We start from the raw sequence: 25,863 nt of genomic DNA, 5'->3' as shown, positions 1-25,863 counted from the left end.
CTTTGGTGACGGCGCTCAGTAGCGAATAACACGGAGGATATGGGCAGGCCGGAAATCGGCGTTCAACTCGACGTAGCTGTCGCGGTCCCACAGGAACTGCTCACCCGTGAGCAGGTCCTCGACCATGAAGTCGGAGTGGATGTTGAGCGCCTCGGTGTCGATGTGGACCCACGTTGACGTGCCCCCGTGTGTCTCGGTCATCGAGACGACGATGATCGTGTCGTCGAGACCGCTTTCGGTGTCGCGCCCTTCGACGTGCTTGGAGAACACGAGTACACGGTCGTCGTCTGAGCCGTGGAAGCGGGTCGTCGTGAGGGTCTGGAGTGCGGGATGGGCCTTGCGGATCTCGTTGAGCCGCGTGAGGAGCGGCTCGAGCGAGCGACCGGAGCGAAGTGCACCCTCGTAGTCACGTGGCTTGTATTCGTACTTTTCGTTATCGATGTTCTCCTGTGCCCCCGGTCGCGGCTGGTGTTCGACAAGCTCGAAGCCCGAGTAGATTCCCCACGTGGGGGAGAGGGTGGCCGCGAGGATCGCGCGGAGGCGGAATGCATTCCAGCCACCGTCGGACATAAAAGGCGTCAAAATGTCGTGGGTCGTGGGCCAGAAACTCGGCCGCATGTAGTGGGCCGCGGCCTTGAGTTCCTCCATGTATTCGCGAAGTTCTTCGGGACTGTGGCGCCACGCGAAGTACGTGTAGGACTGGTGGTAGCCGACCTTGGCGAGCGTGTGCATCATCGCCGGCTTCGTGAAGGCTTCGGCGAGGAAGAGCACCTCGGGGTGGGTTTCGCGGAACTCGGCGAGCAGCTCCTCCCAAAAGCGCACGGGCTTCGTGTGCGGGTTGTCGACGCGAAAGAGCGTGACGCCGTGCGAAATCCAGTATTCGAGGACGTCGCGAATCGCCTCGTACAGGCCGCGATAGTCGGTATCGAAGCTCAAGGGATAGATGTCCTGATACTTCTTCGGTGGGTTCTCGGCGTACGCGATCGTGCCGTCAGCACGAACGACGAACCATTCGGGGTGCTCCTTGACCCACGGGTGATCGGGGGAGCACTGAAGCGCGATATCGAGGGCTACTTCGAGGCCGAGGCTTTTCGCGTGCGCGACGAAACGGTCGAAGTCCTCGATCGTGCCGAGGTCGGGGTGAATGGCGTCGTGGCCACCGTCGGGTGAGCCGATCGCGTAGGGCGATCCCGGATCGCCTTCGAGCGCGGTGAGCGTGTTGTTGCGCCCTTTGCGGTGCGTTGTGCCGATGGGGTGGATGGGAGTGAGGTAGGCGACGTCGAAGCCCATGCGCTTGATGCGATCAAGTTGCGGGAGTGAGCTTTCGAGTGTGCCGGATGTCCAGCCGCCCTGTTCAGGGTCGAAGTGCGCGCCTTCTGACCGCGGGAAGAACTCGTACCAGGAGCCATACAGTGCACGTTCGCGCTCGACTCTCACGGCAATTTTTGCGGAACGCGTGGGCCAGCGGCGTAGGGGGTATTCGGTCATCGCCTCGTGCATGTCGGCGGCGAGGGCTGGGGCGATGCGGGCCGACGGCTGCAGGCTCGTATTGGTGAGAGCGTCGATCGCTGCTTCGAGACGGGCCCTGTGCGTTTTGGGTCGTTTTTTCTTGGGGATCTCGGCGAGCGCAGCCTTGAGGACGATCACGCCTTCGGCGCACATGAGTTCTTCGTCGACGCCAGCGGCGATTTTGACCTCGGCGTTGTGGGCCCACGTGAGGTAGGGGGCGTCGAAGGCCTCGACCCTGTACGACCATTCGCCTTCACGATCGGGGCGGAAGCTGCCCTCCCAGTGGTCGAGTCCAGGATTCGTGCACGTCATCGGGGAGCGAACCGTGTCGCCCTCGGGATTCGTCACGAGGAGCTGCACGCCCATCTGGTCGTGGCCCTCGCGAAAGCTCGTGGCATGAACGCGCACGCGCTCGCCCACGACCGCTTTGACGGGGAAGCGACCGCCGTCGACGTTCGGTGAGACAGAGGTGATCGGGATTCGCCCGATCCCGGTGGTCATCGCTGCTTTCGCCTTCGTGGCCATGGTGCCTCCCAATCTCGGCATGGTCGTGATCTGCGCCTCAAAGTTTATCGGGGTGCGCTGGGAGATTGTCTGCACTTTCGTCTCGAGAGGCGGGCGATCGCCAACCGTCGGATTGCACGACGACGACCGTTGGTCCGTCGAGGTGGAGGCTCTCGTTCGCCCGGTCGAGACGTGCGCCTCCGAGCGAAGAGTCCAGTGCGATGCTGAGCGGACCGGCACCCCAAGCGCTCGCGGGCAAGCGCACCTCTCGAGGTCCCTGTTCGTTACTCATCACCACGATGGTGAGGCCGTCGTGGTTGGGGATCGCGATGCTCAAGTGGCGTCGTTCGGGGTTGAACCAATCGGCGTGGCTCATGGCCGAGGCATCGCCCTTGAGCCACCTGATGCCTCCCGGCTCGCGATCCTCGAGGCTAGCGTCGTCGAAGAAGGTGGAGGGGCGAAGGGAACTGAGGGCGCGCCGAGCGGCGATCGCTGCTTTTGTGAAGGCGAGGTGGCGTTCAATGCGCTCGCTCGAGTCCCACGAAAGCCACGTGAGAGGACCGTCGTGGCAATACGCGTTGTTGTTTCCCTCTTGGGTCCGCAAGCGTTCGTCACCCGCGGTGATCATAGGAACGCCAGCGCTCGTGAGGAGCGTTGCGAGGAGGTTGCGGGCGCTTCGATCGCGCACGGCCTCGAGCGCCGCATCGGGACCCTCCGTGCCGTGGTGGAAGGAGCGGTTGTTCTCGGTGCCATCGCGGCCGTCCTCGCCGTTGGCGAGGTTGTGCTTGTCGTTGTAGGTCGTGAGGTCAGTGAGCGTGAAGCCATCGTGGGCGGTCACGAAGTTGATCGACGCGAGCGGCGAGCGCATCGACCGACCCTCGGGTAGATCGTGCGGATCGGCGCGTCGAAAAATATCTGCGGAGCCCGCAAACCGAGTGGCGAGATCGCGAATATAGGGGTGCTGCGGCGCGCCGTTCTCGCTCAGCTCGCGGGTGCTCGAGAGCCAAAAGCCTCGAATGTCGTCGCGGTAGGAGTCGTTCCATTCACTCATGCCCGCCGGGAAGTTGCCCGTTTGCCACCCGAAGCTGCCCACGTCCCACGGCTCGGCGACGAGCTTGATGCCCGCGAGCGCGGGGTCGGTGCGCATGGCGGTCAGAAGAGGGTGCTGTGCATCGAAGCCGTGCTCACCACGTGCGAGGGTGGTGGCGAGATCGAAGCGGAACCCGTCGACTCCCACGGTGTTTGCCCAGAACCTCAGCGAGCGCATGACGAGGTCCACGACGTAGGGGCTTCGCGCGTCGAGGGTATTGCCCGTGCCGGTGAAGTCGGCGAGGTGGCCCGAGTCCTGCCAGTAATATTCGCGCGCGTCAAGCCCGCGGAAGGACACGCACGGACCGTCTTTAGCGCCTTCAGCCGTGTGGTTGTAGACGACATCGAGGATGACCTCGACGCCGGCGGCGTGAAGCGCGTTGATCATGTCCTGGACTTCGGCGAGGACTGCGCTCGGGCCCTCGTCACGTGCGGCCTGGGTGGCGTAGCGCGGATTGGGGGCGAAGAAACTGAGGGTGTTGTAGCCCCAGTAGTTGCTCAGCCCGAGGCGCGTGAGGTGGACTTCGTCGAGGGCCGCGTGGATCGGCAGCAGCTCGATCGCCGTGATGCCCAGCTCGCGCAGGTAGGCGATGGAGGCCTCGTGGGCGAGGCCCGCGTAGGTGCCGCGAAGCTCGGGTGGAACATCCGGGTTGAGCTTCGAGAAGCCGCGGACGTGCGCTTCGTAGATGATGGTGTCCCGAAGTGGGGTGCGGGGGCGCAGCGCGGGGTCGAAGCGGTCGGGATTGACGCGCGTGACGACGGAGTGGATCGCTGAGTCGGCGTTATCATGCGGATCGCGCTCGAGGGGCTGCGTGGGTCGAAGTGCCGAATCGACGGTGTGGGCGAACATCGATTCGAGGAGCGCCGAGGCATGATCGATGCCGTGCCCGTACGGATCGACGAGTACCTTGTTGGGATTGAATACGAGGCCGAGTTCGGGCGCCCAAGGACCGTAGGCGCGTAGTCCGTAGTGGGTCCCTTCGGTGAGGCCATCGACGGCTCCCCAGTGCACGCCCGCGTCGACGTGGGGGAGCGGGATGCGGCGCTCGCGGCCTGCGTCGAATATGCACAGCTCAATCCGTTCGGCGCGCGGGGCAGGGATCGAATACGTTCCGACGCCTGCCTCGTTCACGGTGAGACCGGGCGTCGTTGGTGGAGGGGGGACAGTCACGCACACATTGTTTCAGAGATCTGGCGTTTGCCGTGTTTTTGACGTGGCGTCGAGTCCGGTTCGGTATTGTCATGCCGTAGTGCGCGCGCTCGCGCACGTGTGACCGATCGGGAAGCGGCAAAAGAGGTACGTGCATGAGTATGAATGGTCAGGCGCCTTCGCCTCGTCCGGTGGGGCAGGGGCCCTCCCGTACGCGGACGTTCCAACCGGAAAGCCCCGTGCTCGGCCCCGCTGAGCGGGAACGGGCGGCGCATATTGTCGCGAGTATCGCCGAGGTGTTCGGCACGCGGGTCGTCGGCCAGGAGCGTCTGCGGCTCGCGCTTCTCACAAGCCTCGCCGCCGGTGGCCACGTGTTGCTCGAGTCTGTGCCCGGTCTCGCGAAGACGACTGCCGCGCAGGCGCTCGCGAGCGCGATCGGCGGCTCGTTCCGCCGAATCCAGTGCACGCCCGACCTCATGCCGAACGACATTATCGGTACGCAGATCTTCAACTATGGCACCGGTGAGTTCACGACCCAGCTCGGCCCGGTGCACGCGAACATCGTCCTTCTCGACGAGATCAATCGCTCGAGCGCAAAGACCCAGTCGGCGATGCTCGAAGCGATGCAGGAGCGTCAGACGTCAATCGGCGGTGAGGTCTATCCACTCCCGCACCCGTTCATGGTGCTCGCGACCCAGAACCCCATCGAGGAAGAGGGCACCTACGTGCTGCCCGAAGCCCAGATGGACCGCTTCCTCATGAAGGAAATTCTCACTTATCCCAAGCCCGCGGAAGAGCATGAGATTCTCGATCGCTCGACCTCGGGCACGCTCGCTGCGCCAAAGAGCTCGAGGCCGAGCGTGAGCCTTGAGGACATCGAGTTCCTTCAGCGTGCGGTCGACCGCGTGTACGTGGATGCCGCGGTCAAGCGCTACATCATCGACCTCGTGTTCTCGACCCGAGGCTCGGGCCCGCGCCCGATTCAAAACCTCACCCAATCGGTGCGCGTGGGCGCATCGCCCCGTGGTTCGCTCGCACTCATGCGCGTCGCGCAGGCCCACGCGCTCGTCGAAGGACGCGACTACGCTACCCCCGACGACGTACGGGCCCTGCGCTACTCGGTGCTGCGCCACCGACTCGTGATGACCTTCGACGCACTCGCGAGCGGAATTACGCCTGAGACGATCATCGACGCGGTGTTCTCCGCGGTTCCACTTCCGTAGGAGCCGCTTTGGCGTCGCTTCTAACCAAGGTCAAGGCCAAGATCGAGATCACGACCACCAAAAAGGTGCGTGGTCTCATCTCGGGCCGCGGGCGCTCCCTGTTTAAAGGCAGCGGCGAAGACTTCGACGACCTCAAGTACTACCAGCCCGGCGACAAAATCTCCGATATCGACTGGAAGGCGACCGCAAGAAGCGGCGAGCCGCTCATCCGCCAATTCAACGAGGAGCGCGTACGCTACCTGTGCGTCATCGGCGATACGTCGGGTGCGATGGCAGCGAGCGCCGCCGACGGAACCTCCAAGCGCGACGCCCTCGTGACCGCCGCGGGCCTGCTGTGCTACCTCGCCCACTCCAACGGCGATCTCGTGGGACTCGTTGCGGGGACCCCGGGCGATCAGCTCCAGCTTCCTGCGCGCAGCTCGCGCGGCCACCTCGAACTCCTCCTCAGAACTCTCCAGAAGAACACCGTCCTCGGCGGGGCCCCCGCGAATGTTGAATGGGCACTCACGCGGGCCCTCAGGCTCACGCGTCGCTCAAGTCTCATGCTCCTCATCACCGACGAGGCGAACCCCGGACCAGAATGTGAAGGGGCTCTTCGACGTCTCATGACGCGCCACGACGTGCTGGTCGTGCGCATCCGCGACGCCGACCCGCTCGGGCGCCTGGACCTCGATGCCGCACTCATCGACCCCGGCTACCCGCGCGAAATCCTTCGCCACACGCGCACGGTCGCGGCCGTGCAAAAGGAAGCAGACGCGTTCCGCGAGAAGCGCGAAGCTGACATCACGGCGATGCTCGACTCCCTCGGGATCGTCCACACCCTTACCGACGGCGACTCTCAGATCGTTGACGACATGATCGCGATGTTTCGCAGACAGGGGGCACGTAATGGACGGCCTTGAGATCATCGACCCGCCGCAGTATTCGATTGCGTGGCTCATCCTCGCGGTGCTGTGCGCGCACGTCATCATCGCGCTCATCACGACCCTTGTGAAGCTCACCCGCTGGCTCGTCGAGCGACGCGCCTACGCGAAGCGCCCCGGCGCAACCGACGCCCTCAAAGCCGAATTCCTCCGCTCGATCAACGCTCTCGGGGAAGCCGTCGACGCAGGCGAGAAGAGCGCGCGCGAGGGACATCGCGATCTCGAAGCCATCCTGCGTGTCTTTGTCCTTCGCAGCGAGGGGCTCGATATTCGCCAAGAACCCGTCGAACGGATTCAGGCCGACCCGCGCACGCAGACCGTCGGAAATCTCCTCGCCCGCACCCACGAAGCAGGCTATGCCCGCGACAGTCGCACGCGCCTTTCCGAAAGTCTGCACGCGGCTAGAGGGGTGGTGCGCGCATGGTCATGAGTTTCTGGTGGGTGAGCTGCCTCCTCCTGATCGCGGGCCTCATCGCGTGGGCCTTCGCCTATCTCAACCGTCGTGCCGTGCGTAATCGCGCGCTGTTCGTCGCGAACACGAGCTACCTCGACCACCTACCGAGCGTGCGGCGCGCACAAAAAACCTCGCGCGTTCTGCGCCTCGTGAGCGTCGCGCTCGCGGGCATACTCGTGCTGTCCGGGGCCCTCCTTTCCGGGCGCCTCGCAAGCGAACGCGTTGAAACCCCGTCATTCAAGAACCGCGACATCGTGCTGTGCCTCGATATTTCCGGCTCGATGCTCCCCTTCGACCGCGAAATTCTCGAAAGCTACCTCGAGCTTGTCGATGGCTTCAAGGGAGAACGCGTCGGGCTGTCGATCTTTAACTCGAACTCGCGCACGGTCTTCCCGCTCACGAATGACTACGGTTTGATCCGACGCGAGCTCAAGCGGGGGATCGAAGCTCTCAACTACAATCCCGTCGCCCATAGGCTCGGCACGGCCCAGTACAGCGACGAGGACATCCAGAAATTTTGGGACTTTGTGGGCGGCACCTACTCGGAGACCTACCCGCCCTCGCTTATCGGCAACGGTGTCGCCTCGTGCGGTCAGTTGTTCGACCACGCGGAAGAGGAACGCTCGCGCTTCGTGGTCCTCGCAACGGATAACGAACCGGGCGGCACCGGCATTTACGAACTCCCCGGAGCCGTCGACACCCTGATCGAGCGCGACATCACGATGTGGACCTTCTATCCGGGGGCGTCGGCCTGCCAGGGACACTGCGCGGATGAACTCAAAACCGAGACAGAACGATCGGGCGGTGGCTTCTGGGCCTCGTCTGACCCGGGGGCGATTCCAGCGATTATCGCCCAGATTCAAAAGGCACAGGCGCGGGACATGGGCGCGATTGCGCGAGTCATCCGCACCGACCATCCCGCCATGTTCTTCGGGCTCTGCCTCGCAATGCTGATCGGAGTGGTCGTCGTAGGGTGGAGGCAGCGATGAATATTGGACTGCATCCCCTCATGCCGTGGTGGGCCATCGCCCTCATTTTCGTTCCGCTCGCGGTCACGTGCGCCGTGCTCCTCGGAGTGCGCAAGGGAGCACGTCTCGACTGGCTGCGGCGCCTGCTCATGGTGCTCGTTCTCGCCGTCGTGGCTCTGCGGCCCGTGACGGGCGATGAAACGCTGAGCACTCAGCGCCTCAACGCGAACGTGATCTTCGTTGTGGACCTCACGGGCTCGATGAACGCCGAAGACTACGACGGCTCGAAGCCGCGCCTCGAGGGGGCCAAAGCCGATATGGCTCGGATCATGGAGGGCTTGAAAGGCGCGCGTTTTTCGATTCTCACGTTTGATTCGAGTGCCTCTGCGCAGCTTCCGCTCACGACCGATGCAGGCGCGGTCAAGTCGTGGATCGACACGGCACGTACCGAAACAACCGCTTACTCGCGCGGATCGAACGTCGACCGCCCGCGAGGCGCTCTCCAGAAGCTCGTAGAACAAACCAAAAAAGAAGACCCTGATTCGCGCGTCATCGTGTATTTCTTGAGCGATGGCGAAAACACCGACCAGAAGAAATCAGAGCCCTTCGGGGCGCTCGGCGGAAGGCTCGACAGCGGCGCCGTGCTCGGCTATGGCACCGCGGCGGGCGGCCCCATGAAAACCGTGGGTGGTGAGCATGATGGCGAATATATTAAGGACCCTGCGGGCGGTCGGGGACTTTCAAAAATCGATGAAAAGAACCTGCAGTTCATCGCGCAGCAAATGGGCGTTGCCTACTTCCACCGCACCGGTGGCGAGGATGGAGCAGCCCTCGAGAAAACGTGGAAGAACCTCAAACTCGAGTTCATTGACTCGACCGAGGAACAGCCCACGCCTAGCTTTGAGGATTGGTACTGGATCGCCTCGATCCTCCTCACGCTCCTGGCAGTGTGGGAGCTTGTCACTCTCACTCTGCGCCTGCCCAAGCCCCTGTCTCGCGCCGACGTCGCGCGCGCCGGAAGGAGATAGCCATGTCGAAAGGCTCGCACGACCAGAGGCTTACGGTGCGAGAGCGCTTCGGCCTTCGCCGCTCGGCGCGAAAAGGGCGCGGCTACGGAATTGATCGCGGGCGCTTTCTTACCCTGCGGGTGATCGGCACATTGCTGATCGCGATCCCCGTTCTCCTCCTTTTCGCGGGTATCGTGCGCTTCGTCTCGATGCCGCTCACCCAGGCGTGGGCTCTGGGAGCGTATTCGAACGAGCAGTACGAAGATACGCGTGACCGTCTCGGTCCCGTCGAAAAACTCAACCTTTTCGAGCCCTACCTTCCGCATCTCACGAAAGGCACCGCGTTCCTGCGCGAAAACAAGTTCCCCGAGGCGCGCGGAGAGCTTGAAAAGGCGTTGAGCGAGTGGACGACGGGGAAGGACCTCAACAAACCACCGCATGCCGAGTGCAAGATCCGCAACAACCTCGCGGTCGCGATGGCTGGAGAAGCGAAGGCTATTGAAGACCCGAATGAGCGCGCGGACCTTCTGTATAGGGCCGAAGAGATCCTCGAGCCGTGCCAAAACGGGGGAAGCTCCTCGGATTCCAACGAAGATAAGGAATCGACCGGGAAAACGGGCAAGCAGATCGAGGAAGAGCGGAAGGAAGCCGACCGCGAAGCTGGGAACGAGGAGCGCGAGGGGCCCAGCGACAAAGGGAAAAACGACGAGGAAAACCCCGAAAACGATCCCAAGAAGAATGACCCGAAGGGGAAGGGGAACGAGGGCCACACCCCTACGCCCGATCCCGAGGAGCAAAAGAAACAGGAGGAGCTCAAGAAGCAGAACGGCGGCGATGACCCCTCGAACGGCGAGGGAGACGAAGACGGCAAGGGCGACGACAAGGGAGTAACGAAACCATGGTAGGAACTCGCGTGTATTTGGATCACGCTGCGACAACGGCAATCCGCCCAAGCGCGCTCGACGCGTACGCGCAGGCCGCCCGCACCCTCGGCAACCCCTCGAGCCAGCACGCCTCGGGGCGCCGCGTGCGCGGGATTTTCGACGACGCCGTCGCGGAGATCGCGGATGTCCTTGGCGTTCCGCGCAGCTGGATCATCATGACCTCCGGTGGCACGGAGGCCGACAATCTCGCCCTTCGCGGGATCGGAGGGCGCGTCGTTGGGCTTGCGACGGATCACCCCGCGGTCGTGGATACGGTGCGTGCGCTTGGCGGGGATCTCGCGCCGGTGGATTCCGACGGCTGCCTCGATCTCGCCGCGACCGAGCAGCTCCTGGCGCCTTCCGAGGGGCGAGACTCTGCCGCTCTCGTGAGCGCGGCCCTCGTGAATAACGAGACTGGAGTCATCCAGGACCTCGAGGCGCTTTCCGAGCTCGCCTCTCGCTATGGCGCCGTCGTCCACACCGACGCGGTGCAGGCCATGGCACACATGGCGCCACCGGACTTTGCGAAGGTGCCGCTGTGCTCGATTACGGGCCACAAGATCGGCGCTCCCGTGGGCGCGGGCCTCCTCGTCGCCGACCCGTCGATCAAGCTGTCGGCATTCGGCACAGGTGGCGGGCAGCAGCGCGGTATTCGTTCAGGCACGCTCGATGCGCCCCACGCTGCCGCGCTCGCGGTGGCACTTCGCGAGAGCGCCGAGGAGCGCCAGTCACAAGGCGAAGAAAGGGAGGCGCTTGCCGGGTATTTGCGTGAGAGCATCCGCCAGATCGATCCCCGCGCCCATTTCACGGCCGAGAACGCCCCGCGTTCTGCGCACGTCGTGCACGTGTGCTTCGAGGGCGCCGACCAGGACGCGATCTTGTTCCTCCTCGACCAGGAAGGCATCGACTGCTCGGCGGGATCGGCCTGCCACGCTGGCGTCACGCAGGCCTCCCACGTGCTCAGCGCAATGGGGTACTCGGAGACCCGGATGCGCGGCGCTATCCGGTTCTCACTCGGGTGGACGAGCACGAGAGCGGATGTCGAGGCGCTCGTACGCGTCCTCCCGGGGGTTCTCGAGCAGGCGCGAGCGGTCGCGTCGAACCGCTGATTCTTTCGTGAGATGCCCCGCGCACATCGTGTGTGCGGGGCTTTCGCTTTGTACAGTGGAGGCGTTTGCAACGCATGCGAGTGAAAGGCGCGAGGTGAAGGTTCTTGCCGCGATGAGTGGCGGTGTCGATTCGGCTGTGGCTGCGGCGCTCGCCGTTGAGCAGGGCCACGATGTCGTGGGTGTGCATATGGCGCTGTCGAAAAACCGCGAACAGACCCGCAACGGTTCGCGCGGGTGCTGCACGGTCGAAGACGCTTCGGATGCCCGCCGCGCGGCGGATCATATTGGGATTCCGTATTACGTGTGGGACCTCTCTAACGACTTCCACGACCTCGTGGTGGAGGATTTCCTTTCGGAGTACTCGCGCGGCCGCACCCCGAATCCATGCGTGCGCTGTAACGAGCGGATCAAGTTTGCGGCGCTCATGGACCGCGCTCGTCTGCTTGGATTCGATGCGGTGTGCACGGGCCACTATGCCTCGATTAGGAACGAAGGCCCGAAAGGTGCGCGCTCGCTCCACAGGAGCGCGAACATGCTCAAGGACCAAAGCTACGTGCTTGCGGTGATGGGGCCCGAAGGGCTTGCGCGCTCGGTGTTCCCGCTCGGAGATTTCGCCGATAAGGCAGAGGTGCGTGCCGAGGCGGATCGGCGTGGGCTCGGAGTCGGCCACAAGCCTGATAGCTACGACATTTGCTTTATTCCCGACGGGGACACTCGCGGTTTCCTCGAGCGTGAGCTCGGTGAGCAGCCCGGGGAAATCGTCGATACGGACGGTCGGGTGCTCGGCGAGCACTCGGGCACGTACGGTTTTACCGTGGGGCAGCGTAAAGGGCTCAACCTGGGCCGACCAGCCGCCGATGGCAAGCCGCGCTATGTACTCGACGTCAAGCCCGAGGCGCGCCAGGTCGTCGTGGGGGCCGCCGAACTGCTCTCGACGCGCACGCTCATCGCGAGCGATGTGGTGCGGTTCGAGGATCTTGACAAGGGCCGCGAAGTCGAGGCGCAGATTCGCGCACACGGCGAGGCAATTGCGGGCGTCATCACGGGCGTCGAGGCCGACCGGGAGGGCGAGGGAGAGATCGCCTCTGTCAGTGTCGAGCTTGCTCGACCGATCCGCGGGGTCGCGCCCGGTCAAACCCTCGTGCTGTACGCGGGCGACCGCGTGCTCGCCTCGGCAACTCTCGACGCGCGCGCATGACAGCACACGGGGGAGCGCCCGATTCGCTCGTGACGATTTTTTCCGACGGCACCCTCGCTCTCACCGAGTCCGCCGCGGACATTGATGGTGGCCGCCTCCTCGGTCGATTGACGCGGATGCGCTCCCTTCTCGGTTCGAGTCCTGAGGCGGGTCTCGGGGTGGAGCCCTCGCTCGCGCTCGGAGGCGAGGACTCCTTCGATCACGTTCTTCCGGCGAGCCTCGCGATGCTGCCGGTGTCGGGAGACCTCGCCCCGTACGGTTGGCGGATCGGCCCGGGCGAAGGCGCACGATGGCGCGCCAACCGCGATGCGGCCTTTGCGCGCCTCGACGCGGCTCGCCTCGCATTTTTCGAGTATGAGGGGCCGTTGAGCCTTGTGCGCCTCGGGCCCGTGTCGTGCGCCTCTTCGGTGTTTATGGCTTCCGGCGAGCTCGCGCTCGCCGATGCGGGGCTCGTGCGGGAGCTTCCCACCCTCATTGCCGAGGGCATCGGCTCCGAGGTTTCCGTGCTTCGCGAACGCGTATCTGGCGCACGGCCGCGCGTCATGCTCGATGAGCGAGGAGCACTTCGGGCCGTTGAGGGGCGTGTGCGTACCGCTTCCGGTTATCGTTTCCACCGCGCCATAGGCCGTACGGGGCTCACCGATCTTTTTTCGGCCTGCATAACCGGGGCCGCCGAGCGGGGGATTGGAACGGAAGAACTCACGCTCGCCGTTGACGCGCGAGTGGGGATCGTGCGTGCGGCCCTCGATGCGGGGGTGCGTAGTATCGCCCTCGATCCACTCTCGAGAGACCTCGCGGCCGTTGGTGGTGCGTGGGAGGCGCTTGCCGACGCCCGAGAAAGAGGCGTCGAGATTCGCTTCCTGGCGACGGCGGGCGCGGTCGAGAGATCGATGAGGCACGTCCTTGCCGCGTGGAACGAGCTTGGCTACGCCGCTCGCGAGGCTCGCGGCTTCGCATTCGCGGTTACGCGGCGACGGGCGGCCGACCCCGCGCGTGAAAATGGCGCGTCGGCCTTCGTGCGCCCGTGCGACATGGACGAAATCATGCACGCCGCGCCGGGCCTTGCCGAACGCGTGAGCGACTAGGGCGATTAAGCGAGAAAGACGCCCGCTACTTCGAGCTCGTACGCGGTAGAAGCAGCCACGCGAGCGCTCCGAAAACAGCGAGGATCGCGACGAGGATCATGACGCTCGGGATTGCTTCCGGGCGCATGAAGGCGACTGGAACGAGGGCGATTGCAATGAGCGCCGCGGCGAGACCGAGTACGAGGCTCAGCGCGCCGACGACGCGAATCAGGGCCTTCGTGCTCGTTCGCCCGTGGGCGGGCGAACGCGCGGCGAGTGCCCACAGGGAATGCGACGCGAGCACAAGGATCGCGAAGGCGATTGCCGGTGCGAGCGAAAGCGGAGGCGAGGCCCACAGAGCGAAGATCCACACCGCGAACGTGACGAGTCCCGCCTCTGATCCCGGCTGGGCTAGTTGAAGAAGGTTGAGTACGGCGAGCGCGATAAACGGCAGTATGATCCCCATCGTGAGAGGTGCCGTAAAACCAGCCGTTGCACCCGCCGCGACGACGAGCGCAGCGGCGATTTGCGCGGCGAGCGCGCCGATCCTCGCGCACCACTGAGTGGGAGAGACGGCCCGAACGAGGTCGAAAGCATCGAGAAGATGATCGGTGAGGGAACGGATCACAGAGCCTCCTCGAGGCGGCGCACGGGAATCCCGCGTCGTTCAAGATCGGCGATGACGAAGCGCCTCTCAAATCCGCGAATAACCCATGCCTCGTCCCACAGATGAGTGTCCTCGATCCCGTCGATGCGGCGCATGGGAGCACCCGTGAGGCGCGCGGTATTCGTGAGTTCTGCGGGAAGTGTGTCGATGATTGTGAGGTTCGCGCCGATCGTGCGTAGAAGGCCAATCTGCCCGATGAACTCTTCGCTCAGGAGGGGAGTGCACGCGATGGTGAGTGTGCCGGAGCGGATGCGCGGGGCCCGACGTAAACGAGGAGACACGGACTTGTCGCGCGATACGGCCGAAAGCGCTTCGAGGATGCGTCGCATGTGACGCTCGCCCGTGCCGAAGGGGATCGACCCGATTAACGCTCCCGCATCATGCAGGCCCACGCGGTCGCCGAGCGAGAGGTAATGGCGCGCGAGCACCGTCGCAGCTTCAACACTCATATCGAGGCTCGAGGCGCGGCCATCCCCGGGCTCGGCACCGATCGGCCGGATATCGGCCATCGTATCGACGACGATGAGGACGTCCGTGTCTCGTTCGGAAAAGGTCTCGTTCGTGTGCAGGACTCCCCGGCGTGAGGTCACGCGCCAGTTGATTGTTTTGAGTCGATCGCCCGCGCGGTAGGGGCGGATGTCGGCGAGCGCCGTCCCCTCACCTTTCGTGCGGGAAGTATGGGGACCGCTCACACCGAGGACGCGCTCAAGGGGAAGGGGTCGAGGTTTCGCCGTTGCACTCGCGACGGCAGAAACGTTGCGCGCTGCGTGGTGCCGGTGGCGTCGGAACGCCCCGAGCGCATCGGTTTCTTGCACGGTGAACGGGCCGAACTCGTGCGTGCCCCACACCCGGGGCGTCGCCCGAACCCACGTACTTTCGAGACCCGTGATGACCGCCCATCGAGGCGAATACTCGAGCCCGCTGTTCATGTGGACGCCCACGGTCACGAGTGTTCCGCGAGCACCGCGAGCGATCGCCGTGACGCTCTCACCCTCGTTGACTTTGGCTTCCGCGGCCTCGAGCGTTGCCGGCTTCGCCTCGCTCGGCCGCATGATGTGGGCGACCGCAATCCAGGCAACGAGCGCACACCCAGCAAGGAGGGCGTCGAGGCGTGAGCCGAGCACGCCGTACAGGATGAACGCCGCGGCTGCGAGTACCGCGCGCGTATAGGCCTGGGTTGTACGCATTCTCAAGCGGCAGCTTCGGGGGCGGGAACGCGCGTGAGAATCGAGTCGATCACGCTCGCGGGTGAAATGTTCTGGAGCCACAGTTCGGGCCGGATCACAACGCGGTGCTCGAGGCACGCGTGGGCCAAAGTCTTGATGTCTTCAGGAATCACGAATTCGCGGCCCTGGATGAGCGCGAGCGCGCGTGCGCACTGAATGAGCGCGAGCGAGCCGCGAGGCGAAGACCCCATCGCGGTCTCGCTGTGCTCTCGCGTTTCGCGCACGAGCGCGACGGCGTAGCGGCCAACGGCCTCGCTCACGTGAATTGTTTCGACTGAGCGCTGCAGCTTTTCGAGTTCGCCCGCCTGGAGCACGCGCTCGACGTCGATGCTCTCCTCGCGGCGCTCGATTCGGCGTGCGATGACATCCCATTCGTCGTCGGCGCTCGGGTAGCCGAAGGTCAGTCGCATGAGGAAACGGTCGAGTTGGGCCTCGGGCAGGGGATAGGTCCCTTCGGTTTCGACGGGATTGGCGGTTGCGAGCACGTGAAATGGGCGCGGGAGTGCGTGCGTCGTGCCCTCGATACTCACCTGGCGTTCCTGCATCGCCTCGAGGAGCGCAGCCTGAGTTTTGGGAGGCGTGCGGTTGATTTCATCGGCAAGGAGGAGCCCCGTGAATACCGGACCTGGCCGAAACTCAAACTCGTTCGTTTTTTGATTGAACACCTCGGAGCCCGTGAGATCGGCAGGCAGGAGGTCGGGCGTGAACTGGGCGCGGCGAAACTCGAGTCCAAGAGCGAGAGCGAACGAGTGGGCCGTGAGCGTTTTGCCGAGGCCCGGGTAGTCCTCGAGGAGGACGTGTCCGCCCGCGTAGATGCCCGCGAGGAGCTTCGTGAGCGCTTCGCGCTTACCGACGATCGCGCGCTCTGTCTCGTCGAGGATGCGCGTGCTGAGTGCGGCGGCCTCGCTCGGGGTGAAGGTGTCGGTCATGGCCTCTCCTTGACGTGGGGTGCGGGGGCGATCAGTCGTGCGTATGCACTCTCGAGGTCGCGCAGCGCTGCGACGAGGCCGCGACGTGTGAGGCGGACCTGCGTCGTGCGCGGTCGAGGGGCATAGGCGGGGGAGTGGGCAGCGTCGCTCTCTTCCGCACAGGCGATAATGTCCGACGTTTGCTGCGACAGCACTAGGTTTTCCCCGCGCGTGGCAGCGAGGGTCTCGAGTTCGTGAGCGATGCCCGCGAGGTACGTTGCGGGAAGGCGCGGGCCTTGCCGCTTTGTCTCGATTGTGCGGTAGAGGTCATCCTCGATGCGGCGCACGCGGCGATCCTTTGCTGCTTCGAGCTCGGGTGCTGCGCGATAGAGGACTCGCGGAAACTCGGGAGCCTCGCTTCCGGTGAGTCCCGTGGCATTGAGCTCCCTCGCGAGCAGTGCGCCGAGGGTAAAGATAAGCGCGTAGGCGAGGTTGAGGCGGATATCGACGAGGTGCAGCGCGAGGACGATTGCCGTCGTCACCGCCGTCACGGCGAAGGTGAGCACGAGACGTTTCATGAACGTGCGCCTCCCTTGCGGGCCGTGTCCAATTCGCCGCTCAAGGCACGGAGCAAGTCTCGTGCCTCGTTGAGGCTGGCGGGGCGAGTTTCTGCGCTCGAGTAGCGTTCGGTTCGGTAGAGCTCCCCAAGGCGCGCGAGGCGAGAGTTATCGAGTCCAGCGGAGCCGACGACGCGCTCGACAAACTCGCTTGAGGTTTCGTAGGAATAGCGACCATAACCCTCTTCCGTGAGGCGGGCTTCGATCGCGAGCCATGCCGCGACAATGGCGTTGCCGTCGACCGCACTCCTCTCAAGGGCTTGCGCCGCGGCCTGGAGAGAGGCCGCGACAGCGGAGGCTTCGACTTCGCTCGGCGCGTCCCCACTTTCGCTTTGAGGAGTGAGTGTTCGCCGCGTCCTAAGCGCGCGTAGCCCTACCCGCACACAAATGATGAGTAAGCACAGCCCTGCAAGCGCGAGTAGCGCCCACACGATGATCTCGAGGGTCGGGCCGAGGGGATTGGGGCCCTCGGGTTGATACTGCTCGAACCCCGCGGAGATTTCCGTATTGACGTGTGCCTTCTGGTCAGTCGCGCTCTCCTGCGGGAGGACATCGAGGGCCGAGGGGCCGGCGCCGATGTCCACGAGGGGAGGCATGTGCGCGGCCGTTGCACATCCGAAGAGGAGAGCGCAAACGATCGCGATGAGCGCAGGAAGAACCCGCTCAACTTTCATCGCGAATCTCCCTTCACTCCGGGCCTCGTGATTCGTGCGCGGCGCGGCGTTCTTTGTCCCGAAATCCTATACCGGAGCCCTGAAGGGGATGCTCGTGCCGGTGATCGCGTGAGATATTTGAGGGGGAACGGACGTGAGCGAGAAACGCGAGGCGAGGCATTGAACCACAGCGGCTGGGCTTTTGACGACGACGCGCCCCTGACGGCGCGCCTCACGGCTGCCTTCGCCTTCACCGTGGCCGCGGGCCTCTCCATACTCTTCACGATCGTGTGGCTTCTCAGTGATGGTCTAAGTGCCGACATCTCGCTCGGAGGCCTCATCGCCCCGCTCATGCTCGGAATTTTCATCGCGGTCGCCGGTGCGGTGTATGACGCGACGCGTCGGCGCTTGCCGTTTGCATGGATGTGCGGTGTTGTCGCCGCGAGCATTCTTGCGCTTGCTCTCGCGGGCGCGACTGTTTTCGAGCTCTTGACCGACCAGCGGTATGAGCTTTCGCCGTTCGTCTATCTCATTGGCGTGCCCGTGTATGGCGCTCTCGCGTGGGCCGTGCTCGCTCTCTGGCCCGCGCCAAAGAAGCAAGAGTCGCGACTCTTCGGCTCGGGTGAGGATCGGGGCGACTGGCGCGAAGAATTCATTCGTGCCGCTCGCGTGCGCGGGGACCTCACCGAAAAACGCATCGAGGAGCTCGCTGACGACGCATTCGCCCGTGCCGAATCTGCACACCGAAGCGTGGGGGAGGAGTGCGGCGATCCCGTGCGATACGCGCGTAACCTCCCGAAGGATCGCGCGACGGTCGCAAAACGCAAGCTTTTCTTCCAGCTTGCACTCATGGTGCTCGCTGGCATCCTCCTGGCCTTGGACATAAGCGGAGAGCGACAGAGTTCCTTTGGCATCGGAGCGCTCGTGCTGTGGCTCGCCATCTTTGCGGTGGGTGCAGTCTCCTCGTTCTTCCTGTGGCGAAAAGCGAAGCGCGAGCAGGAAGGCGAAGCGGAGCGGCCCGTAGACTGAACGCGTGAGTACCGAGCAGACACCGAGCACGACCGCCTCAGACAGCTCCGCAGCCGCTGACCTCGCGGAGATCACCGCGCTCGAGGCTGAGGGCCGCATTCTTGAGCTGCGCGAACGCCTCGCAGAGGCGCGCGTCGAATACTACGAGAACGACGCGCCGATCATGGCCGACGGCGAATACGACGCCCTCGAACGCGAGCTCAAGAGTCTCGAGGAGGAGTTTCCCGAGTTTGCGAGCGAGGAGTCACCCACCCAGACCGTGGGCGGCGCGGTTGCCCAGGGATTCGCCTCGGTTCCTCACATCGAGCGCATGATGAGCCTCGACAACGCCTTCAGCCTTGACGAGATTCGCGAGTGGGCGAAGCGCTGCCAGGAGGATGCGCCCGGAACGCCCCAGTTCCTGACGGAACTCAAGATTGACGGCCTCGCCATTTCGCTCGTGTACGAAAACGGCACACTCGTGCGCGGCGTGACGCGCGGCGACGGTCGCGTTGGCGAGGACGTCACCGCGAATGTCAAGACGATCCGCAACGTGCCGCACACTCTGAGCACTGAAAAGCCGCCTGCGCTTCTCGAAGTGCGCGGCGAGGTGTTCTTCCCGGTCGACGAGTTCGAAAAACTCAATGAGGAGCGCCGCGAGGCGGGGCTTCGCGAGTTCGCGAATCCTCGCAACACCGCCGCGGGATCGCTTCGCCAGAAAGACTCCTCCATCACCGCCTCACGCGCCCTCGAGGTGTACGTCCACGGGATCGGGGCGCACGAAGGCGCCGTCGGATACCCCGAGAGCCAAAGTGAGGTCTACGAGATGCTCGCCTCGTGGGGCCTTCCTACCTCTCCTCACTTCGAGGTGCTCGACTCGCTCGAGCAGGTCACGCAGTACATCGAACGGGCGGGGCGCAAGCGCCACGACTTCGAGCACGACATCGACGGCATCGTCATCAAGATCAACGACTTCGCTCATCAGCGTGCTCTTGGAGCAACGTCTAGGGCACCGCGCTGGGCCATCGCCTACAAGTACCCGCCCGAAGAGGTCACGACAAAGCTGCTCGACATTCAGGTTGACGTGGGCCGAACTGGCCGCGTGACCCCCTTCGGCGTCATGGAACCCGTCAAGGTCGCGGGCTCGACCGTCGCGCGGGCGACGCTCCACAACCAATTCGATGTCGAACGAAAGGGCGTGCTGATCGGCGACACGGTCATCCTGCGCAAGGCCGGCGACGTGATCCCCGAAATCCTCGGCCCCGTCGAAAAGCTCCGCGACGGGAGCGAAAAGCCGTTCGTCATGCCGAAAAACTGCCCGAGCTGCGGCGCCGAGATCCGCCCCGAAAAAGAGGGCGATAAAGACTGGCGTTGCCCAAACCAAAAGGACTGCCCCTCGCAGGTCACGGGTCGCATCGCCCATGCCGCGAGCCGCGGGGCCTTCGACATCGAGGCCCTCGGCGATGAATCGGCAATTGCGCTCACCGATCCCGATAAGCGCCGCGCCGAAGCCCTCGCCTCTCTCAAGGCCGGCCACGCGCTCTACCTGCCGGTGCTGACGGAAGAGGATTTCCAAAGCGACGCGTTTGTGACGCTCAAGAACGGCATTGCAACCGATGATGCGGACGGAGTTCCAATGCTCCGCATCACCGACCCCGACGATCCCCGCATTCCCGCACCACGCTCAGGCGTCGTGCGTACGGGCGCGAATCTGTTTGATCTCACGCCCGAGGACCTGCGCGAGGTCACGGTCTACCAGAGCGTGCGCCGCGACGGTGAGGAAACGGGTGATTGGCGCACCGTGAGCGCCTTTTGGAACCGCCCGCAGTGGCGCTACTACAAGTCCAGAAAATCCTGGAGCCTCGTGAAGCCGGCGACCGTCGGAAAAACCACCGAGGTGCTGATGAGCGAACTCGACAAGGCGAAATCGGCAGGGCTTTGGCGGGTGCTCGTGGCCCTCTCGATCCGCCACGTGGGTCCGACGGCCGCCCGCGCACTCGCGACGGCCTGGGGCTCTATCGACGCGATCGCGAGTGCAAGCGTCGAGGAACTGGCCAAAACTGATGGCGTCGGCGAGACGATTGCAGCGAGTGTCGCGGCGTTCTTCCAGGAGGAATGGCACGCCGAGCTCGTTGAGGCGTGGAAGCGCTCGGGTGTTGTCGTTGTCGACGAATCGACGAGCGGAATCGAAAAGACGCTCGAAGGACTCACGATCGTTGTCACCGGTTCTCTCGAGGGCTACACGCGCGATGGCGCGAAAGAGGCGATCCTCCAGCGAGGCGGCAAGGCATCCGGCAGCGTCTCGAAGAAGACGAACTACGTCGTCGTCGGCGAGAACGCGGGCTCGAAAGCCACGAAGGCAGAACAGCTTGGCATCCCGATTCTCGATGAGGAAGGTTTCACATCGCTTCTCGAGGGTGGAGAAAACGCCCTGCCGTAGCGCCTAGAATGGGCGGCATGCCAGCAATGAGTTCTGAAGAAGTCGCACGCCTGGCGTCCCTCGCTCGCATCGAGCTCACCGACGACGAAATCGCCCGATTCGCGGGCGAATTCGACGCGATTCTGGACGCGGTTGCGTCCGTGAGTGAAGTCGCGAGCGACGACGTCCCGACCACAAGCCACCCGATCCCCATGACCAACGTGTTCCGAAAAGACGAGGTCACCGAAACCCTCACGCAAGAAGAGGCACTCTCCGGCGCGCCCTCGGCCGCCGACGGCCGCTTCGTCGTTCCGCAGATTCTGGGGGAGGAGTAACCGATGACCGACCTTGTGAAGCTTTCCGCCGCGCAGATGGCGAAGGGCCTCGACAGTGGCGAGTTCAGCGCGCGCGAGCTGACTGACGCGCACCTTTCGCGCATCGAGGCCGTCGAGGGCCAGCTCAATGCGTTCGTGACCGTTACCGGCGAGGACGCACGTGCCACCGCCGAGGCTGTCGATGAGGCGCGCGCCAAGGGCGAGAGCCTCGCGCCGCTCGCGGGCGTTCCCGTTGCCGTGAAGGATGTCGTCGTCACAAAGGGGATCCAGACCACCGCGGGTTCGAAGATCCTCGAAGGCTGGATTCCGCCCTACGACGCAACGCTCGTGGAGAACCTCCGCGACGCGAAGCTTCCGATCCTCGGCAAGACCAACATGGACGAGTTCGCGATGGGCTCCTCGACCGAGACGAGCGCCTATGGCAACACCCACAATCCGTGGGATCTCGAGCGAATCCCCGGTGGCTCGGGCGGCGGCTCCTCCGCAGCTATCGCCGGCTTCGAGGCGCCTCTCGCGATCGGCACCGACACGGGCGGCTCGATCCGCCAGCCCGCAGCCGTGACCGGAACCGTCGGCGTGAAGCCCACCTACGGCTCCGTATCGCGCTACGGCCTCATCGCGATGGCAAGCTCGCTCGACCAGGCCGGCCCGTGCACGCGCACGGTCGAAGACGCCGCGCTTTTGCACGAGGTGATCGGCGGCTATGACCCGAAGGACTCGACCTCCCTTAAGGACGGTTTCGGTAATTTCGTCGAGGCTGCGCGCGCGAAGGACGTCAAGGGCATGCGCATCGGCGTTATCGAAGAGCTCGAGGGCGAAGGCTTCGATCCGCTCGTGAAGCAGCGCTTCGAAGAATCGCTCGCGCTCCTCGAAAAAGCAGGCGCGGAGATTGTTCGCGTGAGCTGCCCCAACTTTAAGTACGCGCTTGGCGCCTACTACCTCATCATGCCGTCCGAGGCGAGCAGCAACCTCGCGAAATTCGACGGCATGCGCTTTGGCATGCGGGTTGTTCCCGAGGACCACCCGACTGCCGAAAAGGTTATGGCCGCCACGCGCGGCCAGGGATTCGGCGCCGAGGTCAAGCGCCGCATTCTGCTCGGCACGTACGCGCTTAGCTCTGGCTACTACGACGCCTACTACGGAAGCGCCCAGAAGGTGCGTACTCTCGTGCAGCGCGACTTTGCCGCGGCTTTCGAGAAGTGTGACGTTCTCGCGTCGCCGACCGCTCCCACCGTCGCTTTCCGCCTCGGTGAGAACACCGATAACCCGCTCAAGATGTACCTCAACGACATCGCGACGATTCCCGCGAACCTCGCGGGTGTCCCCGGCCTCTCACTCCCGAGCGGCCTCGCCGAGGATTCGATGCCCGCAGGCTTCCAGTTCCTCGCGCCCGCGATGGCCGATGATCGCCTCTATCGCGCCGGCGGCGCGCTCGAGGCGCTGCTTGAAGACACCTGGGGAGGGCCTCTCCTGAACAACGCCCCGGCCCTGGAAGGAGGCGCCAAGTGAACGCCTACACGGATATCGAACCCCTCGACTACGACGAGGCGATCGAGAAGTATGACCCGGTCCTCGGCATCGAGGTCCACGTAGAACTTGGCACGAAGACCAAGATGTTCGATGGCGCCCCCAATGTCTTTGCCGCCGAACCCAATACGGCGATCACGCCCGTCTCGCTCGGTCTTCCGGGGACGTTGCCGGTCGTCAATGAGAAAGCAGTGGAGTACGCGATCAAGATCGGTCTCGCACTGAACTGCTCGATCGCCGAGCACTGCCGGTTCGCGCGTAAGCAGTACTTCTACCCGGATCTCACGAAGAACTTCCAGACCTCGCAGTACGACGAACCGATCGCCTACGACGGGTACGTCGACGTCGAACTTGACGACGGCGAGATCGTGCGCGTCGACATCGAGCGCGCGCACATGGAAGAAGACGCCGGCAAGAACACCCACATCGGCGGTACCGGCCGTATCCAGGGCGCGACTCACTCGCAGGTCGACTACAACCGCGCGGGTGTTCCCCTCGTGGAGATCGTGACACGCCCGATCCCGAACACGGGCGGCCGCGCACCGGAGGTCGCCGCGGCGTACGTTCGCACGCTCCGCGATATCTTCCGCACCCTCGAAGTTTCGGAAGCGCGCATGGAGCGCGGCAACGTCCGCGCCGATATCAACGTCTCGCTTCGCCCCTCGCCGGAGGCACCGCTTGGCACGCGTACCGAAACGAAGAACGTCAACTCGTTCCGTGCAATTGAGCGCGCCGTGCGTTTCGAGATCAGCCGCCAGGCGGGAGTGCTCGATAGCGGTGCCGAGGTCATCCAGGAGACCCGTCACTTCCACGACGACACGGGCCACACGAGCCCGGGTCGCGTGAAGAGCGATGCCGAGGACTACCGCTACTTCCCCGAGCCCGATCTCGTGCCGGTCGCCCCGAGCCGGGAGTGGGTTGAGGAGCTGCGCTCCGCGCTTCCGGAGCTTCCCGCGGCTCGTCGCCGACGGTTGCTCGGCGAGTGGGGTTTCACGGACCTTGAAATGCGCGACGTCATTAACGCCGGTGCGCTCGACCTGATCGAGGGGACGGTCGCTGCGGGTGCGAAGCCCCAGGCGGCACGCAAGTGGTGGATGGGTGAACTCGCACGCATCGCCAAGGAAGCCGAGAAAGCGCTCGAGGAGCTCAGCGTCACTCCGGCTCAGGTTGCCGAACTCGTCTCGCTCGTCGAGGGCAAGACGATCAACGACAAGATCGGCCGCCAGGTGCTTGCGAAGGTCCTCGATGGTGAAGGTGATCCCGCCGCCATCGTGGAGAAGGAGAACCTCGCGGTTGTCTCTGATGACTCGGTTCTCGAGGGTGCCGTGGACCAGGCCATCGCTGATAACCCCGACGTGGTCGAGAAGATCAAGGGCGGCAAAGTCCAGGCAATCGGCGCGCTTATCGGCCCGGTCATGAAGGCGACGCGCGGCCAGGCTGATGCCGGGCGCGTTCGTGAGATCATTATGGCCAAACTTGAGGTGGGCTAACTCACCGGTCATAATGGGTACTTAAGAACTACCTAGTATGAAATGGGGCCTCGGGCTTTAGTGACCGAGGCCCCATTTTGCGGCCTGAAGCAGATCTGGGCCAACCGAGAGGGACTCATGAGTTTCGACCAGTACGTTGACCAACTGATCGCACCGATTGCTCAATTTATGAGCGCGGTCGTGTTCTACGCGCCGAATATCGGCGGCATTGAAATCCCACTGATCGTCGTCTGGCTCGCAGTGGCGGCCATCTTCATGACGGTGTGGTTGCGTTTCCAGCCGATCACGGGATTCAAGCACGCGATTGACGTCGTGCGAGGGCGCTACGCGAGCAAAACCGACCCCGGTGAGGTGAGCAGCTTCCAGGCGCTTGCCACCGAGATTTCAGGCGCGATCGGGCTTGGCAACATCGCGGGCGTCGCGGTCGCGATTGGGCTCGGCGGGCCGGGCGCCGCACTGTGGATCGCGATCTTCGGCTTCTTTGCGATGAGCCTCAAGATGGCCGAGGCGACCCTGGGCACGAAATACCGCGTGATCGACGAAGACGGAACGGTCCACGCAGGCCCTATGTACTTCCTCAAATATGGATTCAAAGAGATCGGCTGGGCGAAGGCCGGCAGCGTTCTCGCAATGTTCTACGCGATCTCGGCTTTCTTCGGCGTGTTCGGCGGCGGAAACATGTTCCAGTCGAACCAGACCGCGATGATCCTCGGTGAGCAGCTCGGTTGGGACTTCCTTCTCAACAATCGCTGGATCGTGGGTGTGGTCTTTGGCATCCTCCTCGCGCTCGTCGTCGTCGGCGGCGTGAAGTCGATCGGCAAGATCACATCGAAAGCCGTTCCGCTCATGGCGGGTATCTACCTCGTCAGCGCAATCCTTATTCTTCTCTTCAACCTCCCGCAGGTCCCCTCGGCATTCATGACGATCGTGACCGAAGCGTTCCAGCCCAAGGGAGTGGCCGGGGGCGCGGCTGGAGCCGCCGTGATCGGTATTCAGCGCGCGCTCTTTTCGAACGCCGCGGGCGTTGGAACCGCGGGCATGACGCACGCGGCGGCGAAAACCCGCCACCCCGCGACCGAGGGCTTTACGGGCATGTGGAGCCCGTTCCTCGACTCGTGCGTCGTGTGTATGATCACCGCGCTTGTCGTGGTCGTGACCGGCGTCTATAAGAGCGGTGAGTCCGACGGCATCGTGATGACCGCGAAGGCTTTCTCGACCGTTGCACCGTGGTTCTCGTATGTCCTCATGGTGATCGTCGTTCCGTTCGCGTTCTCAACCGTGCTCGCGTACTACTACTACGGCCTGAGCGCGATCCAGTACATCCTCGGCAACTCGAAATGGGTGACCCACGGCTTCCAGGTCGTGTGGATTGCCTTCACCATCATCGGGTCCGCCATCACGATCGATTCCGTTGTCACTCTTGCCGATGCGCTCATCTTCATCATGACCATCCCGAACCTCATCGGCGTGTACGCGCTCGCCAAGATCGTTCGCTACGAGATCCTGCGCCACAAGGTGAAGGTGACAACTGGAGCCATCCCGCAGATTGATCCCGAGCTCGCCGTGGGCATGGGAGATCACGAGCCCACCGAAGAGCAGATCTCTGAGGCGCGTGATCGCGACGAAGAGGAAGCACGCGAATGGCATGAGATTCGCGAGCGTCTCTATGAAGACGGCGAATGGGGTCAGCAGCGCGAAGACGAGTGATGCAGGCCACCGAGTGGTGCTAGTCACAGGCGCCGCATTGGCCCTCATTACTTGACGGGGCTCCTGGTGATTGCTATGTACTGCCGCTAACCAGGGGTTTTGTCGCTGCGTCAGTGCGCAAATAGGTCCGCTTGAGTGCGCGTGGACAAATTGTCGCTAAGAATTCGTTTTCCCGAATGCGCTTG

General features: G+C 64.0%; 22 protein-coding genes. 15 read left to right on the top strand and 7 right to left on the bottom strand.

Annotated features, from left to right (window positions below; translation table 11 throughout):
* Positions 1–15 precede the first annotated feature (15 nt).
* Both HMPREF1484_RS09390 and glgX read right to left on the bottom strand, forming a co-directional pair.
* On the bottom strand, positions 16–2,034 hold the full coding sequence (locus tag HMPREF1484_RS09390) for an alpha-1,4-glucan--maltose-1-phosphate maltosyltransferase (protein ID WP_016664802.1): 2,019 nt from the start codon (positions 2,032–2,034) through the stop codon (positions 16–18).
* A gap of 37 nt (positions 2,035–2,071) precedes the next feature.
* Positions 2,072–4,273: a glycogen debranching protein GlgX gene (glgX, locus tag HMPREF1484_RS09385; protein WP_084813960.1), complete on the bottom strand. Its 2,202-nt coding sequence runs from the start codon at positions 4,271–4,273 to the stop codon at positions 2,072–2,074.
* 134 nt (positions 4,274–4,407) lie between these two features.
* On the opposite strand from glgX, the gene HMPREF1484_RS09380 reads away from it, so the two are divergent.
* The 9 genes from HMPREF1484_RS09380 (at position 4,408) to HMPREF1484_RS09340 (ending at position 13,142) form a co-directional block, all read left to right on the top strand.
* The gene (locus HMPREF1484_RS09380; RefSeq protein ID WP_016664800.1) at positions 4,408–5,475 is read left to right on the top strand and encodes a MoxR family ATPase; all 1,068 of its coding nucleotides are present in this window, start codon (positions 4,408–4,410) and stop codon (positions 5,473–5,475) included.
* A gap of 8 nt (positions 5,476–5,483) precedes the next feature.
* Positions 5,484–6,377 (top strand): DUF58 domain-containing protein, encoded by an 894-nt coding sequence (locus tag HMPREF1484_RS09375; RefSeq protein WP_016664799.1) that lies wholly within the window; start codon positions 5,484–5,486, stop codon positions 6,375–6,377.
* Complete coding sequence (locus HMPREF1484_RS09370) at positions 6,364–6,828, top strand: hypothetical protein (RefSeq protein ID WP_016664798.1); 465 nt, start codon at positions 6,364–6,366, stop codon at positions 6,826–6,828. Before HMPREF1484_RS09375 ends, HMPREF1484_RS09370 begins: the two co-directional genes overlap by 14 nt.
* Positions 6,825–7,841 (top strand): VWA domain-containing protein, encoded by a 1,017-nt coding sequence (locus HMPREF1484_RS09365; protein ID WP_232049704.1) that lies wholly within the window; start codon positions 6,825–6,827, stop codon positions 7,839–7,841. Before HMPREF1484_RS09370 ends, HMPREF1484_RS09365 begins: the two co-directional genes overlap by 4 nt.
* On the top strand, positions 7,838–8,848 hold the full coding sequence (locus tag HMPREF1484_RS09360; RefSeq protein WP_016664796.1) for a VWA domain-containing protein: 1,011 nt from the start codon (positions 7,838–7,840) through the stop codon (positions 8,846–8,848). The genes HMPREF1484_RS09365 and HMPREF1484_RS09360 overlap by 4 nt, the downstream gene beginning before the upstream one ends.
* Before the next feature lie 2 nt (positions 8,849–8,850).
* Positions 8,851–9,732 (top strand): hypothetical protein, encoded by an 882-nt coding sequence (locus tag HMPREF1484_RS09355; protein ID WP_016664795.1) that lies wholly within the window; start codon positions 8,851–8,853, stop codon positions 9,730–9,732.
* Positions 9,726–10,859 (top strand): cysteine desulfurase family protein, encoded by a 1,134-nt coding sequence (locus tag HMPREF1484_RS09350; RefSeq protein ID WP_040386574.1) that lies wholly within the window; start codon positions 9,726–9,728, stop codon positions 10,857–10,859. Before HMPREF1484_RS09355 ends, HMPREF1484_RS09350 begins: the two co-directional genes overlap by 7 nt.
* A gap of 94 nt (positions 10,860–10,953) precedes the next feature.
* Positions 10,954–12,057: a tRNA 2-thiouridine(34) synthase MnmA gene (gene mnmA / locus HMPREF1484_RS09345; protein ID WP_016664793.1), complete on the top strand. Its 1,104-nt coding sequence runs from the start codon at positions 10,954–10,956 to the stop codon at positions 12,055–12,057.
* Positions 12,054–13,142: a hypothetical protein gene (locus tag HMPREF1484_RS09340; protein WP_016664792.1), complete on the top strand. Its 1,089-nt coding sequence runs from the start codon at positions 12,054–12,056 to the stop codon at positions 13,140–13,142. The genes mnmA and HMPREF1484_RS09340 overlap by 4 nt, the downstream gene beginning before the upstream one ends.
* Positions 13,143–13,167: 25 nt before the next feature.
* On the opposite strand, the gene HMPREF1484_RS09335 is transcribed toward HMPREF1484_RS09340, so the two are convergent.
* Genes HMPREF1484_RS09335 through HMPREF1484_RS09315 form a run of 5 tightly spaced genes read right to left on the bottom strand, consistent with a single transcriptional unit; the run spans position 13,168 to position 17,213 of the window.
* Positions 13,168–13,749: a hypothetical protein gene (locus HMPREF1484_RS09335; protein WP_016664791.1), complete on the bottom strand. Its 582-nt coding sequence runs from the start codon at positions 13,747–13,749 to the stop codon at positions 13,168–13,170.
* The gene (locus HMPREF1484_RS09330) at positions 13,746–14,975 is read right to left on the bottom strand and encodes a DUF58 domain-containing protein (protein ID WP_016664790.1); all 1,230 of its coding nucleotides are present in this window, start codon (positions 14,973–14,975) and stop codon (positions 13,746–13,748) included. Before HMPREF1484_RS09330 ends, HMPREF1484_RS09335 begins: the two co-directional genes overlap by 4 nt.
* 2 nt (positions 14,976–14,977) lie before the next feature.
* On the bottom strand, positions 14,978–15,943 hold the full coding sequence (locus tag HMPREF1484_RS09325) for a MoxR family ATPase (protein ID WP_016664789.1): 966 nt from the start codon (positions 15,941–15,943) through the stop codon (positions 14,978–14,980).
* Positions 15,940–16,500, bottom strand: coding sequence for a hypothetical protein (locus HMPREF1484_RS09320; protein WP_016664788.1), 561 nt, complete (start codon positions 16,498–16,500; stop codon positions 15,940–15,942). The genes HMPREF1484_RS09325 and HMPREF1484_RS09320 overlap by 4 nt, the downstream gene beginning before the upstream one ends.
* Positions 16,497–17,213: a DUF4129 domain-containing protein gene (locus HMPREF1484_RS09315; protein WP_016664787.1), complete on the bottom strand. Its 717-nt coding sequence runs from the start codon at positions 17,211–17,213 to the stop codon at positions 16,497–16,499. The genes HMPREF1484_RS09320 and HMPREF1484_RS09315 overlap by 4 nt, the downstream gene beginning before the upstream one ends.
* A gap of 159 nt (positions 17,214–17,372) precedes the next feature.
* Here HMPREF1484_RS09315 and HMPREF1484_RS09310 point away from each other — a divergent pair, with 159 nt between their 5' ends.
* The 6 genes from HMPREF1484_RS09310 (at position 17,373) to HMPREF1484_RS09285 (ending at position 25,678) form a co-directional block, all read left to right on the top strand.
* Entirely contained in the window at positions 17,373–18,221 is an 849-nt protein-coding gene (locus tag HMPREF1484_RS09310; RefSeq protein WP_016664786.1) for a hypothetical protein, read from the top strand.
* 4 nt (positions 18,222–18,225) lie between these two features.
* A complete protein-coding gene (ligA, locus tag HMPREF1484_RS09305) occupies positions 18,226–20,640 on the top strand; it encodes an NAD-dependent DNA ligase LigA (RefSeq protein WP_016664785.1) in 2,415 nt (804 codons plus the stop codon).
* A gap of 17 nt (positions 20,641–20,657) precedes the next feature.
* Positions 20,658–20,954, top strand: a complete 297-nt coding sequence (gatC, locus tag HMPREF1484_RS09300; protein ID WP_040387015.1) for an Asp-tRNA(Asn)/Glu-tRNA(Gln) amidotransferase subunit GatC — start codon at positions 20,658–20,660, stop codon at positions 20,952–20,954.
* A 3-nt stretch (positions 20,955–20,957) separates the two neighbouring features.
* On the top strand, positions 20,958–22,463 hold the full coding sequence (gene gatA / locus HMPREF1484_RS09295; protein WP_016664783.1) for an Asp-tRNA(Asn)/Glu-tRNA(Gln) amidotransferase subunit GatA: 1,506 nt from the start codon (positions 20,958–20,960) through the stop codon (positions 22,461–22,463).
* Positions 22,460–23,971, top strand: coding sequence for an Asp-tRNA(Asn)/Glu-tRNA(Gln) amidotransferase subunit GatB (gene gatB, locus HMPREF1484_RS09290; RefSeq protein WP_016664782.1), 1,512 nt, complete (start codon positions 22,460–22,462; stop codon positions 23,969–23,971). Before gatA ends, gatB begins: the two co-directional genes overlap by 4 nt.
* A gap of 117 nt (positions 23,972–24,088) precedes the next feature.
* Positions 24,089–25,678, top strand: a complete 1,590-nt coding sequence (locus HMPREF1484_RS09285) for a sodium:alanine symporter family protein (RefSeq protein ID WP_016664781.1) — start codon at positions 24,089–24,091, stop codon at positions 25,676–25,678.
* The last annotated feature ends 185 nt before the right edge of the window (positions 25,679–25,863 follow it).

Source organism: Dermabacter sp. HFH0086, from assembly GCF_000413375.1.
In the GTDB taxonomy this organism is placed as follows: domain Bacteria; phylum Actinomycetota; class Actinomycetes; order Actinomycetales; family Dermabacteraceae; genus Dermabacter; species Dermabacter hominis.
This window is presented reverse-complemented; position numbering and strand designations above follow the sequence as displayed.